At 34.9% G+C, this 11,647-nt stretch carries 17 protein-coding genes; 14 read left to right on the top strand and 3 right to left on the bottom strand.

Annotation, left to right across the window (positions count from 1 at the left end; genetic code table 11):
• Positions 1-367: 367 nt before the first annotated feature.
• From HSISS3_RS12535 to HSISS3_RS11800, 6 genes are all read left to right on the top strand, one after another.
• Positions 368-493 (top strand): hypothetical protein, encoded by a 126-nt coding sequence (locus HSISS3_RS12535; protein WP_021152525.1) that lies wholly within the window; start codon positions 368-370, stop codon positions 491-493.
• A gap of 76 nt (positions 494-569) precedes the next feature.
• Positions 570-731, top strand: coding sequence for a hypothetical protein (locus HSISS3_RS12015; protein ID WP_021152524.1), 162 nt, complete (start codon positions 570-572; stop codon positions 729-731).
• A gap of 182 nt (positions 732-913) precedes the next feature.
• Positions 914-3,070, top strand: coding sequence for a peptide cleavage/export ABC transporter (locus HSISS3_RS09435; RefSeq protein ID WP_021152523.1), 2,157 nt, complete (start codon positions 914-916; stop codon positions 3,068-3,070).
• A gap of 11 nt (positions 3,071-3,081) precedes the next feature.
• Positions 3,082-4,068 (top strand): bacteriocin ABC transporter ATP-binding protein, encoded by a 987-nt coding sequence (locus HSISS3_RS09430; protein WP_240472089.1) that lies wholly within the window; start codon positions 3,082-3,084, stop codon positions 4,066-4,068.
• Between the two features lie 26 nt (positions 4,069-4,094).
• On the top strand, positions 4,095-4,304 hold the full coding sequence (locus tag HSISS3_RS12435) for a hypothetical protein (protein WP_021152521.1): 210 nt from the start codon (positions 4,095-4,097) through the stop codon (positions 4,302-4,304).
• Between the two features lie 16 nt (positions 4,305-4,320).
• Positions 4,321-4,476, top strand: coding sequence for a ComC/BlpC family leader-containing pheromone/bacteriocin (locus HSISS3_RS11800; protein ID WP_021152520.1), 156 nt, complete (start codon positions 4,321-4,323; stop codon positions 4,474-4,476).
• Between the two features lie 27 nt (positions 4,477-4,503).
• Here HSISS3_RS11800 and HSISS3_RS12430 read toward each other — a convergent pair whose 3' ends face one another.
• From HSISS3_RS12430 to HSISS3_RS12420, 3 genes are all read right to left on the bottom strand, one after another.
• Positions 4,504-5,253 carry a sensor histidine kinase gene (locus HSISS3_RS12430; RefSeq protein WP_240472088.1) on the bottom strand — a complete coding sequence of 250 codons (750 nt, stop codon included), beginning with the start codon at positions 5,251-5,253 and terminating at the stop codon, positions 4,504-4,506.
• A 581-nt stretch (positions 5,254-5,834) separates the two neighbouring features.
• Positions 5,835-6,293 carry a LytR/AlgR family response regulator transcription factor gene (locus HSISS3_RS12425; protein ID WP_240472087.1) on the bottom strand — a complete coding sequence of 153 codons (459 nt, stop codon included), beginning with the start codon at positions 6,291-6,293 and terminating at the stop codon, positions 5,835-5,837.
• Entirely contained in the window at positions 6,284-6,574 is a 291-nt protein-coding gene (locus tag HSISS3_RS12420) for a hypothetical protein (protein WP_240472086.1), read from the bottom strand. The genes HSISS3_RS12425 and HSISS3_RS12420 overlap by 10 nt, the downstream gene beginning before the upstream one ends.
• Positions 6,575-7,166: 592 nt before the next feature.
• Here HSISS3_RS12420 and HSISS3_RS09415 point away from each other — a divergent pair.
• The 8 genes from HSISS3_RS09415 (at position 7,167) to HSISS3_RS09380 (ending at position 11,075) form a co-directional block, all read left to right on the top strand.
• Positions 7,167-7,421 carry a Blp family class II bacteriocin gene (locus HSISS3_RS09415; RefSeq protein ID WP_021152515.1) on the top strand — a complete coding sequence of 85 codons (255 nt, stop codon included), beginning with the start codon at positions 7,167-7,169 and terminating at the stop codon, positions 7,419-7,421.
• A gap of 200 nt (positions 7,422-7,621) precedes the next feature.
• A complete protein-coding gene (locus tag HSISS3_RS09410; protein ID WP_008535499.1) occupies positions 7,622-7,810 on the top strand; it encodes a hypothetical protein in 189 nt (62 codons plus the stop codon).
• A gap of 196 nt (positions 7,811-8,006) precedes the next feature.
• Complete coding sequence (locus tag HSISS3_RS09405) at positions 8,007-8,246, top strand: Blp family class II bacteriocin (protein ID WP_021152514.1); 240 nt, start codon at positions 8,007-8,009, stop codon at positions 8,244-8,246.
• Positions 8,247-8,257: 11 nt separating this feature from the next.
• Positions 8,258-8,650 (top strand): hypothetical protein, encoded by a 393-nt coding sequence (locus HSISS3_RS09400; protein WP_003094909.1) that lies wholly within the window; start codon positions 8,258-8,260, stop codon positions 8,648-8,650.
• Positions 8,651-8,678: 28 nt separating this feature from the next.
• On the top strand, positions 8,679-8,858 hold the full coding sequence (locus HSISS3_RS09395) for a hypothetical protein (protein WP_011681564.1): 180 nt from the start codon (positions 8,679-8,681) through the stop codon (positions 8,856-8,858).
• Between the two features lie 185 nt (positions 8,859-9,043).
• The gene (locus tag HSISS3_RS09390) at positions 9,044-9,970 is read left to right on the top strand and encodes a thioredoxin family protein (RefSeq protein ID WP_021152513.1); all 927 of its coding nucleotides are present in this window, start codon (positions 9,044-9,046) and stop codon (positions 9,968-9,970) included.
• A 164-nt stretch (positions 9,971-10,134) separates the two neighbouring features.
• Positions 10,135-10,431: a bacteriocin immunity protein gene (locus HSISS3_RS09385; protein ID WP_021152512.1), complete on the top strand. Its 297-nt coding sequence runs from the start codon at positions 10,135-10,137 to the stop codon at positions 10,429-10,431.
• A 362-nt stretch (positions 10,432-10,793) separates the two neighbouring features.
• Positions 10,794-11,075, top strand: coding sequence for a hypothetical protein (locus HSISS3_RS09380; protein WP_042771992.1), 282 nt, complete (start codon positions 10,794-10,796; stop codon positions 11,073-11,075).
• Positions 11,076-11,647 lie beyond the last annotated feature (572 nt).

Raw genomic sequence — 11,647 nt, 5'->3', positions numbered from 1 at the left:
ATGTATTTACTAGCAATTTTCCTTTTAGGATTTGGCATTGCTAACCTTTTTAGAAATTTAGATTTTGTTCATCATGTCATTAATTTGGTAGGGTTAACATTAATCACTTTTAGTTTGATTTTTAGTAAATGGGAGCGACTCAAAAAATAGAAGTATTCGAAATATAGAGTTCCTAAAAATCAAAATCGAGTAGTGACATTTATGTCACTACTTTTTTGTTGGCTTGCAACTTATAATAAAATCCTAGCTTGAAAGAAAAAAGCTAAAAAATAGTTTAGGAGGTTGTTGCTATGACAAGGCAAACAAATAACAATTTTGAACTCCTTGACCTTGAGTCACTTGCAAACGTTGAAGGTGGTGATAGATTATGTTTGATTTGAAAAGTTATATTTTAGGGATGATTTTCATGGCTGTGATGACTTTTTTGGATAAGCCTATTATGTCATTGCTTGAAAAACACAAAGCTACCAATTCCATTAAAAAGAAATCCTAATTGAGATATCTTGTCAATTGCTAGTCTGTGAATAGCTTGTGCACAGACTAGCTAAAAACACTTTAAGGAGAAAAGTATGTTCAAAAACTCAAAACCGTATTTACTGGCTACCATTCTCATAGGAATGGGCCTCGCTAATCTATTTAGAAGTTTGGATGTAGTCCACCATACCATTAACTTGCTGGGGCTAACCTTGCTTCTTTATAGTCTGCTTTTAAAAAAATGGGGCACAGTTTAAGAAATAATGTCGGGTTCTAGATAATTCGATTACTTGTGTTTTGTCACTATCTTGAGGAAAAAGACTTTAAAGATCACTTAAAACCTACCATTTAGGACATATAATGGTCATTTGTGACAAGAGATATTTTACAGATAAGAATTTGTCATACTATAAATAAAAACTAAATGAAAGGGAATTTTATGTTTCTTTATCGTAGGACCTTTGTTCCCCAAATGGATATTAGAGACTGTGGTGTTGCAGCTCTGGCTTCAATTGCCAAGTATTATGGGTCGGACTATTCTTTAGCTTATCTTCGAGAATTAGCAAAGACAACCAAAGAAGGTACGACGGCTTTAGGAATTGTTGAAGCTGCTAAGAAAATCGGATTTGAAACAAAGGCTATTCAAGCTGACATGTCTCTATTTAACATGGATGATGTTCCTTATCCTTTCATCGCTCATGTAAACAAAGAAGGTAAACTTCAGCATTATTATGTGGTCTATAAAAATGGAAAAAATAAGCTAGTTATTGGTGACCCTGATCCTAGTATCAAAGTAACTAAAATGTCTAAAAAGCAATTTAAAAAGGAGTGGACGGGTGTCGCTTTATTTATAGGACCAGAACCAAGTTACAAACCACATAAGGAAAAAGGAATCGGTCTGTTGGCTTTTCTTCCTCTCATTTTTAAGCAAAAATCATTAATTACTAATATTGTATTAGCTAGTTTTTTGGTTACTTTGGTAAATATTGTTGGTTCGTATTATCTTCAGGGTATTTTAGATGACTATATTCCTCATCAGATGAGGTCAACACTAGGAATTATTTCCATTGGCCTAGTTGTTAGTTATGTTTTACAGCAGATGATGACATATGCTAGGGATTATCTACTGACTATCCTCAGTCAGCGTTTTACGATTGATGTTATTTTGTCTTACGTACGACATATTTTTGATCTTCCGATGTCTTTTTTTGCGACTAGGCAAACCGGTGAAGTTACCTCACGTTTTAGTGATGCCAACTCAATTATTGACGCACTAGCATCAACTATTTTGTCTCTCTTCTTAGATGTCTCTGTTCTTGTTGTTATTGGTAGTATATTACTATTACAAAATGTTAGTTTGTTCTGGATAGTTCTTTGTTCAGTTCCTATCTATACAATAATAGTGCTTGTGTTCATGAAGCCCTTTGAGAAAATGAATCATAAGGTCATGCAAAGTAATGCTATGGTAAGCTCGGCTATTATTGAAGATATCAATGGCATTGAAACGATTAAATCTTTAACTAGTGAGGAAATTCATTACCAAAAGCTTGATGGTGAGTTTATAGACTATTTAGAAAATTCTTTTCGTTTGTCAAAATTATCTATTTTACAGACATCTTTAAAACAAGGAGCTCAGTTGATTTTAAATGTGCTCATTCTTTGGACAGGTGCTCAGTTAGTTATGTCAAATAAAATCTCAGTTGGGCAACTTATAACCTTCAATACGTTATTGTCATATTTTACAAAGCCGTTAGAAAATATAATTAATCTTCAGAGCAAACTCCAATCTGCAAAAGTTGCTAATGCACGTCTCAATGAGGTCTACCTTGTTGAATCGGAGTTTAAAGAAACTAATGGTAATATATATCAAAAACAGCCAATGAATGGAGATATTATTATTTCAGGCTTGTCCTACAAGTATGGATTTGGACAGGATACATTATCTGACATTGACTTAACTATTAGACGAGGTGAGAAGGTAAGTTTTGTTGGAGTCAGCGGTTCGGGAAAAACCACATTAGCGAAGATGATAGTGAATTTTTACCAACCTTATAAAGGCAAAGTTAGCCTAGGTAGTCAAGATATCAATCTAATCGATAAAAAAAGTCTTCGTAGGAAGATTAACTATCTCCCTCAACAGTCCTATATTTTTAGTGGAAGTATTTTGGAAAATCTGACTTTGGGAGCCGATATAACTGTAACAGAGGAAGATATTCTTAGAGCATGTGATATCGCTGAAATTCGGAGGGACATTGAAGAAATGCCAATGGGATTTCAAACGGAGCTTTCTGATGGTTCAGGGTTATCTGGAGGACAAAAGCAACGTATTGCTTTAGCGCGTGCTCTATTAACTAAAGCTCCAGTTCTTATTTTAGATGAAGCTACAAGTGGATTAGATGTCCTAACGGAGAAGAAAGTTATAGATAATTTATTGAAATTAACTCAAAAGACGATTATTTTTGTAGCTCATAGACTTAGTATTGCTCAAAGGACTGATAAGATAATAGTAATAGAACAGGGGCGTTTAATAGAGAGTGGTTCACATAGTGAGTTGATGTCTAGGCATGGTTTTTACTATCGTTTATTTAAGAAATAGAAAGAAGAAAAATGAATTCTCAATTATTTAAAAGTACGGAATTTTATCAGAAAAGGTATCAAAACTTCTCAACAATTATTATATTTCCATTAGTCCTTTTGATAATGTTCCTTCTTTCGTTTTTACTTTGGGCAAAAAAAGAGGTAACAGTTGAAGTCACAGGAACGATAGAGCCTACAAGTATTGTTGCAACAATCCAGTCAACCAGTGACAATACTATTATAAAGAATCAGTTAAGGTCCAATAAAGAAGTCAAAAAAGGTGATTTATTGATTCAATATTCCGAAAAAATGGAAAGCTCTCAGAAAGAGAGTCTTCAAAAACAATTTGATCTTTTAAGTCGTCAGGAGACAGGGCTAAAAACCTTAGAAGATAGTATCAATCAAGGAACTAGCCTTTTTCAGGAAGAAAATGATGAATTTGGCTATCAAAGCACATTTACTACTTTCTTAGCCCAATACGATTCTATTGGTCAAGGTGTTAATAGTTCTAATCGGGAATCAAGTCCCCAAACTAATTTGGGTAATGAAACAGATACTGCTAGTTCTTTTGAAATCAGTGGATTTCCAGTTCAATCTGAGACATTATCAAAAACAAATAAGAATCATAAGATGACTTCTAAGAGAAATAGTTATAAGTCTATCCCACTTACATTGGATAGTCAATACGATACTGATTTATCAAGTCAAAGGGAGGTATTGAAAGCTCAGTATCTTAAGGAAGCTGGACAACAATTAGCAACTGTTCAAATACAGAAGTCTGAAGTAGAGGGAAAACTTAACCAAGCGAATATACTATTGTCTAATACAACAATAAAGGCACCTGAAGATGGAATAATACATCTTAATCAATCTTATGAAAATCTGTCAACGGTTTCAACAGGTAAGGAACTAGCACAGATTTATCCTAAAATAGAGTCTACTAAGGAAGTTTTTATTAGTTATTATGTTAGTTCAGATTATATCCTTAAATTAAAAAAGGTCAGTCAGTTAGACTAACACTTGATGAGGTTGGTAATCATAATATGATGGTTTTAGGTAAGATTGAGAGCATTGATAGTTCAGCAATTGAAACAGAGAAAGGAAATATCTTTCGAGTTAAAGCAAAGGCAAAGCTAACTGCTCAAGAATCTAGAAGTCTTAAATATGGTTTTCAAGGGCGAGTAACTAGTATAATAGATAAAAAAAGCTACTTTGCTTATCTTAAAGATAAGTTATTTAATCAGCTTAATTAAATTCAAGGAGTGGAAAATGAAAAAACAAAGAAATGTCACTGAGTTTCAAAAGCTCAGTGACCATGAGCTTGAACAGGTATATGGAGGAATCAGTTGGGCAAATTATCTGTCAAGATATTTAAAAGAGGATTATAAATACTTTCTTTCAGATGGCAGTAAAAATCTGTTATAGTTAAAAATTTTAAAAACTTGAAACTAGTCAAGCTTTTTTCGATATATTAAGTTCCTGTGTAAATGCAAAAGTCATACTTTCAGTTTTTAAAGAAATATTTTGATAGTTGTCTAATATATTCCTAACGTTGGCCAAACCTATACCGCGATGATCCCCTTTACTGGAGACACCTCTCTCAAAAAGTGAGGTGATCGAAATGAATTCTTCCCGGGTCGAGTTTTGGACAATAAAGAGCTGTTTATTACCATGGTTGAAGTAGCCAATATGCATTTTTGGTATGTCAGACTGAATCGATGCTTCCATCGCATTGTCTAGAAAGATAGATATGACAGTAATAAAATCGACCATCTCCATACCCTCAAGTTTGATAGTTTTAGGAATATCTAAGGAGACATCAATGTTATTTTCTTCTGCCTCTAGGAACTTAGCTGCAAGTAGGCTTTTAATAGTGTTATCTTCTATGTTTATTAAGCGAGTTAAATCAAATGTTTTCGATTTTAAATGCTTATCGGAATCTTTTAAAACTGAGTCGTAGACTTCTTTTACAATAGCTATATCATTTTGTTCGATACCAAGTTTGAGTGTTGTTAAAATATTGGCATAATCATGACGAAAACTTCGAACCGACTGATAGAGGTTTTCAATCTGTTTGTTATAATTCTTAAGATGCGATAGTTGAATGTCTTTTTGAAAGTCCAATTGACTTTGTATTGTTGCTCGGATATTTCTATCTAGTAAGATAAGCATGATAAAGGACAAGACTAGATAAATAACCACAATTAACTTTCTGATTATCAGAGTGGATGTATGAGTAGTGTTTTCGAGGTAGACGAGATATTGCTGGGTAAATGTATAACCAATCATAATGAAATCAGCAACAATAATACTCTTTGATATGAGAGGGGCTAATCGTCTTTTTTGTATAACTCCAAAGCTTTCTTTGAATAATTTTATTAAAAGAAAGGATAGTAAAATAGTTAGGAAAGAAGATGAGACAGCTATAAGATAATTAACTTTTATTGTTTCAACACTGATTCCAAACAAAGGAAATATAAAGAAAATGATTACTCTAAAACTGATATTATTAAGAGTTGTGAGGAGAAGAGCATTGAATATTTTAAGCTTTGATTGTAAGTAGGGCTTTCGTGATATAAAAAAAGATAATAAAAGATAGAATATTTCTTCGTTAAAGTAGAATAAGAATTTCCAGGATAGACTGTTACATATTTTGGTATATGCTATGCGACAAAATAAGATAATAAGAAAATGCCTAATTGAAACTCTTTTGTTTATTAAGTAAAGAAACAGGCAAATATTGAAACATTCAGAGACAACAGTAAGCAAAAATAAAAAAATAATCATTGAAGGTTCCTTCTTTTAAAAGTATCTATCAGCATTTTAGCTTTGGTACGTGAAAAAGGACAGATACTACCATCAGTCATTTCGACTTCACGTTTTAATTTGTTGATTCTTAAAATGTTTTTAGGATTAATGAGATACGAACGATGGCAAGATACGAGTGAAGGACTAGCTTTTTCAAGATCCTTTAGATTTGCACGAAAGGTCATTTGGTTGTTTGTACCATGAAGTATTACATAATGCTTTTGAGGAGAAGTTTCAATATAAATAACTTGGTTTAAAGGGATGCGAATAGCTGTATGTTGTGTTTGAAAATCAAAAATCTCGTCATTCTCTATTCCAAGTGGTTTCATAGTTATAGCTAAAGCTCTGGTTATCTTTTTCCTAAATTCTATTTCAGAGAGACTTTTGTCGATATAGTCTAGGGCAGATACTTGGTAATCAAAAACTAGTGGCATGAACTCTGAGTGAGTAGTGACAAAGATAATAGTAGCATAGGGATTTTTTCCCTAATGATTTTAGCAATATCAAGCCCTTTTAATTTTTCTCCTTTAATTTCGATATCAAGAAAAAAGAGCTGGTTAGAAGTTGTTGACTCAAACGCTTCTATAAGTTGCTTAGGCTTATCAAACGTGTGGACAATAGATAAGTCTTTGTTGTATTTTTTTAACTCTTGAGACAATACCATCTCCAGTCTTCCTTGTTGAATGAGATTGTCCTCTAAGATATATATATCCAATCGTAGTTCCCTCCAAATTTTTGTATGCTGTTGTTTTTATACTCATAAATATGTAATATTATACCATAATTTACATATTCCATCCAACTATTCTTAAAAAGATTAGAAATAAATGTGATTCATTATCTATCAATACCATTTAGGACATATATTGGTAGTTTGTGACAATATTTAATTTTCTTTAATAAGATTGTTATATTACAATTGTGGTTGAGATATCACAATAAATTTATAAAGGAGGTTGTATAGATTTTTTCCGAAGGATTTAAGTTCATGTGCCACAGCCTCTTCCAAGCGACCCATCTGAATAGGATTATCTTCTAATAGGTAAATTCTCAAGGTTGAGTCCTCCCTTTCATGACGAATACTGTTTATTGAAAAATTGTAACATAAAGAAACGGTTTTTCAATTTTTTATTAGTGGAAAATGAGATTTTTCTTTTTTCTGAATTTTAGAAACAATATACATTAGGAATTACCATTCGGGACATATAGCCACTTTTTGGGACGCTAGCTCTGATAGAGACACTTGAATGCTATACTAAAGATGTGATTGAGAGATCACACGATAAAAATTTTAGGAGGTAGTTGCCATGGCAACTCAAACAATTGAAAACTTTAACACCCTTGACCTCGAAACACTTGCTAGTGTTGAAGGAGGTGGATGTAGTTGGAGAGGCGCAGGTGGAGCGGCTGCTCAAGGAGCTATCGGAGGAGCTATCGCAGGAGCGTTTGGAGGTAATGTAGTTTTACCAGTTGTAGGCTCAGTTCCTGGTTGGGTCGGTGGTGGTGCTCTAGGTGGTGTAGGTGGTACTGTTGCCTATGGAGCAACCTGCTGGTGGAGCTAATCTATGGTATATTTTATTATAGGTTTTGTTGTTGCTTTGTTAGGTAATATCTTTTTCAACAAGGTCAATAAAAATAAACATAAATAATCATCTTGAACATATACGGGTATTTTCATAACAATTTTTAATAATTTGTTTATAAGATAGTGTTATTTTCTTTGAACAAATAGTTTATTTTTATGTAGATGGGGAGTTAACTAATGATTACAGAACTAACATATAACGACCTTGAAACCATCCAAGGTGGAGTATCTTGTATTATGCCTAGAACAAATAATAAAGCTGGTGGTAGCTACGACCCCTTTATAGACGGTAGGGTATCGCCACCTAGATATCGAAGTGGCGAAGCCTATCCGATGGTATATCTTCCTATCTGTGTTCTTATGTAGGAAGTTGAAATCAAGGTTCTTATTCGATAATGACTATTAAGATCACTTTATCATCTTAAAGTGGTCTTTTATATTTTTTTACCGTTCGGGACATATAGCCACTTTTTGGGACGCTAGCTCTGATAGAGACACTTGAATGCTATACTAAAGATGTGATTGAGAGATCACACGATAAAAATTTTAGGAGGTAGTTGCCATGGCAACTCAAACAATTGAAAACTTTAACACCCTCGACCTTGAAACACTTGCTAGTGTTGAAGGAGGACGAGTCAATTGGGAACGATGGGGAGTGTGTGGGGCCTCTGTCGCCGTAGGTGCTTCAGAAGGATTCTCTGCAGCTGCAGGTGGAACGGCTTTCTTCATTGGACCGTATGCAATTGGAACTGGTGCAGTAGGTGCAGCTATTGGAGGTGGAGTAGCCTTACTTGGCTGTTAAGGAGAACAACAATGACACATAGAGTTTCAAAAAGGGATATAGTGCTATTTGTCATTGCCCAAGTAGTTAGCATATCCTTACTGGTACTTTTTTTTAGTCAATTACTTCATAACTTATCATCCGTATTCCAATTGGTCTACATCGTAGCAGCCCTCTTAGTGGTTGTGGTTGATATATTGCTCATTCGAAAAATAATGACAAGAAGAGAAGAACCAACTGTGTTAAATCAATTAAAAGCTTCCCTAGCTTGTTTCTTGTTACTGACACTTAGTTGCCTTCGTTTTTTGACAACAGATTTCTATTATCAAAAAGTTATCGCTATATTTGTAGGTTTTTTTTCATTATTGGGTTTCGTACTATTTTTATGGGGCATCAAGTATATCAACCATAATATAGAGAAGTAAGTAATTGACAAAATAAGGAGTATAAGCAATGTTTACAAAATTAACTCATAACGACCTTGAAGTAATTCAAGGTGGTGCTGTTTGTCTTATGCCAAATGTGAATAACAAGGAGGGTGACCCCCTTAAAGACGGTTGGGTATCACCACCTAGATATCGAAGCGGTGAAGCCTATCCCATGGTATATTTACCTGTCTGTGCTATTATGTAAGAACTTTAATTTAAAGGCTCTTATTTGATAAGAATATAAAAGTCCCCTTATTACCCGAACCTTCTGGTGATAGTGGGATTTTTTATATTCTTACCATTCGGGACGTATAGTCACTTTTTGGGACGTTAGCTTCTATGAGAGTTGTAAATTGTTAAACTAGACTAAGTAATCGAAAGGAGTTTATGATGAAAAAACGGACATTAACGCTATGGCTGATGAGTTCAGCCTTGTTACTGAATCTATCGGTAGGAACTGCTTTAGCGGATGAGGTGGTAGAAACGGGAGTTGATAATTCTCCAAAGGTTGAAGCAACTGAACCTACTCCAGTAGAACAACCATCAGATAGTCAGGAGCAGTCAAAACCTGAGGATAGTCAGACATTACCTACCACTGAATCGGTAGCCTTGGCTGAGTCCGAGGAGGAGACTGCAGATGATATTCCTGAGGTCTCTCGTGAGGAATACGAGGCCAATGTTGCAGATTTATCTAAGATAAGCTTAGATGATGTGCGTAATGCTTTCACTGAGGATGGTCAGGCACATACGATTTATTTTGGACGTGGAACCTGTTATTATTGTCGTCAATTTTCACCAGAGTTGAAGGTCTTGAACCAACTGATGGATGGTCGTTTAGAGTATTACGATACAGATCGTGAGGATTTTGACCGAAACTATGTGTTTGGTGAGATTGGTATTCCAGGTACACCTACACTACTTTATCTGGAAAATGGTCAGCTATTATCAGGATGGGTTGGTGGTGGACCTGCTCAAACAGTTTATGACCATTTAGCCAGCTCTAGTCCACGTTTTATGACTTTGAATCAGGAACAAACAACCATCTCTGAACCTCAAACTAAAACTGTTCGTCCTACACGAGTAACCGAAGAGAGTACGAAAGAGAAATCTTTGCCAACTGTTCAACCACAGCCGATGTCAACGGTTCAGAAGGAACTGAACGCTCAAACAGGGCAAATGGCACCAATGACTGATAAAGTAGCAGACACAAAAGAACTTCCTAAAACAAATGATGGTGAGCAATCACTTGTCTCTTTTGTGGGGGCATTAGCAATCTTAGCTTCACTCATGTTAGCACTGAGATATTATATTAAATAAGTAAAAAGATTGAGTATCTCCCTCAATTTTTTTCATTTTGTATATGAATGACCATTCAGGACGTATAGCCACTTTTTGGGACGCTGGCTTTTAAATGACTATCAGGGTGCTATACTAAAGATGTGATTGAAAAATTAGTTGAAAGAAATAAGGAGGTTTTCTTAATGACAGGACTTAAATGGTTTGCAGGAGGCAAAGAGAGACGAGAACAAGCAGTAGCTATCATCGATGAAGTAATTGAAACTATTGGAGATAAGCCAGATTATGCTGATTTGAAGCAGGTCCTGCATTCCTACCGAACGGAACTTGCAGACTCTCGTTCAGCCACTCCCTATATCTTAAGCAGGATGTCACTGGAAATATCCGAAGTGGTCAGAAAAGACCAGCTAACCTTGTCTCCATTTATCGAGGAGCGAATGGCAGAGTTGCGGAAATTGCTAGCGATTCGTTATGGCTATTGATGTCATTAGGGAGGATTTCTTGGTTTTAAGGTTGAGTTGTCCATTGAGAAAAGGAAAATGGGGCAAAAAGGTTCTTTTCCAACCTGTTGAGGAGCAGAGAAAGACCCTTAAGTCCTAGTTATGATTATGCCAAGCGGACAAGTGATTGTGATGAAAGAATAGCCGATACTTTCGATGATAATGCCCTTATAACTTGTTTAAATTGCTCTAGTAGAAAAGGAGTAAAAATGGTGATATTACAAAAATTTAGTTCTGCTGTGTTACGTTAGTTACGTTTCCTATCAGCAATCTAAGGGGTAGTCATTGGGAATATAGCTTTAAATCCTCTATCTAGTCAGCATCCAATCTGGATTTGGCTACCTTTGGCATTGCTATCAATCTTTTTACTTGTGTTGCCCCTGTTGATTAAGCGAGAGCTTGACCGTCGTCCACTTGAAGAACGACAGTTTACTCTTAAACAAATTTACGCTGGTATGGGCTTGGCGCATTTGGCTATTATTTTAGCTGGTATTTATCGTTTGCTGACGGTGAGAGATGCCGAATGGCGCCTAATCATTATTGTTGTGATTGTTTTGGATATTTGTTTACTAGCTTTTCTGACGCCCAGAGTGCTTAAAATCATTAAACAAAGTGAACGAGGTTAGAATAGCAGTTTATGATAGATGCGCTTATAAAAATAGCGAGGCTGTAAGTACTTATCTATGCTTTGGTAACTTTCTAGGTGTTGTGAAAACTTTCTGTTTGAGAGAAGTGTGAGGTTTCAGTTTTATGTCAAAAAGTCTACGTGCTCTTACGGCCATTGTTTTGTCCCAATTGCTTATTGAGTGGATGGGATTCTTTTTAGGTATTCCTCTAAGTAAGATTCTGGTTTTAACAGTACTTAGCAGTCTAGTAGAGATCTTGATGCATCTTTTCCTAAGCAAAAAATCTAAAGTTACTTTGGGGGATAAAGAGATATGGCATCAATATTTGTTATTCGTTAAGAAGACGCTGTGGTTCTCTATTTTATTAGTTGCAATTTTTCTTTTTATACGATAATCAAATCTGATAGCTTTATGCTCTATTTTTACTGGCATATCTTTGTGTTGTTCCACTGTCTTGGCTACATCATTTGTTTAAATAACATTAAAATGAATCGTAAAAATTGAAGACTAAATCTTGTTTATTTCCACACAATAAAAAAATCCCATGGGAGTTCTCATCCTATGGGATTTTT

This window comes from Streptococcus sp. HSISS3 (assembly GCF_000448605.1).
Taxonomy (GTDB): Bacteria; Bacillota; Bacilli; order Lactobacillales; family Streptococcaceae; genus Streptococcus; species Streptococcus raffinosi.
This window is presented reverse-complemented; position numbering and strand designations above follow the sequence as displayed.

Excerpts from the sequence above, each read along its gene's own strand:
- HSISS3_RS12535 (WP_021152525.1), top strand. The coding sequence starts at position 368 with ATGTTTGATTTGAAAAGTTATATTTTAGGGATGATTTTCATGGCTGTG.
- HSISS3_RS12015 (WP_021152524.1), top strand. The coding sequence starts at position 570 with ATGTTCAAAAACTCAAAACCGTATTTACTGGCTACCATTCTCATAGGA.
- HSISS3_RS09435 (WP_021152523.1), top strand. The coding sequence starts at position 914 with ATGTTTCTTTATCGTAGGACCTTTGTTCCCCAAATGGATATTAGAGAC.
- HSISS3_RS09430 (WP_240472089.1), top strand. The coding sequence starts at position 3,082 with ATGAATTCTCAATTATTTAAAAGTACGGAATTTTATCAGAAAAGGTAT.
- HSISS3_RS12435 (WP_021152521.1), top strand. The coding sequence starts at position 4,095 with ATGATGGTTTTAGGTAAGATTGAGAGCATTGATAGTTCAGCAATTGAA.
- HSISS3_RS11800 (WP_021152520.1), top strand. The coding sequence starts at position 4,321 with ATGAAAAAACAAAGAAATGTCACTGAGTTTCAAAAGCTCAGTGACCAT.
- HSISS3_RS12425 (WP_240472087.1), bottom strand. The coding sequence starts at position 6,293 with ATGCCACTAGTTTTTGATTACCAAGTATCTGCCCTAGACTATATCGAC.
- HSISS3_RS09415 (WP_021152515.1), top strand. The coding sequence starts at position 7,167 with ATGGCAACTCAAACAATTGAAAACTTTAACACCCTTGACCTCGAAACA.
- HSISS3_RS09410 (WP_008535499.1), top strand. The coding sequence starts at position 7,622 with ATGATTACAGAACTAACATATAACGACCTTGAAACCATCCAAGGTGGA.
- HSISS3_RS09405 (WP_021152514.1), top strand. The coding sequence starts at position 8,007 with ATGGCAACTCAAACAATTGAAAACTTTAACACCCTCGACCTTGAAACA.
- HSISS3_RS09400 (WP_003094909.1), top strand. The coding sequence starts at position 8,258 with ATGACACATAGAGTTTCAAAAAGGGATATAGTGCTATTTGTCATTGCC.
- HSISS3_RS09395 (WP_011681564.1), top strand. The coding sequence starts at position 8,679 with ATGTTTACAAAATTAACTCATAACGACCTTGAAGTAATTCAAGGTGGT.
- HSISS3_RS09390 (WP_021152513.1), top strand. The coding sequence starts at position 9,044 with ATGAAAAAACGGACATTAACGCTATGGCTGATGAGTTCAGCCTTGTTA.
- HSISS3_RS09385 (WP_021152512.1), top strand. The coding sequence starts at position 10,135 with ATGACAGGACTTAAATGGTTTGCAGGAGGCAAAGAGAGACGAGAACAA.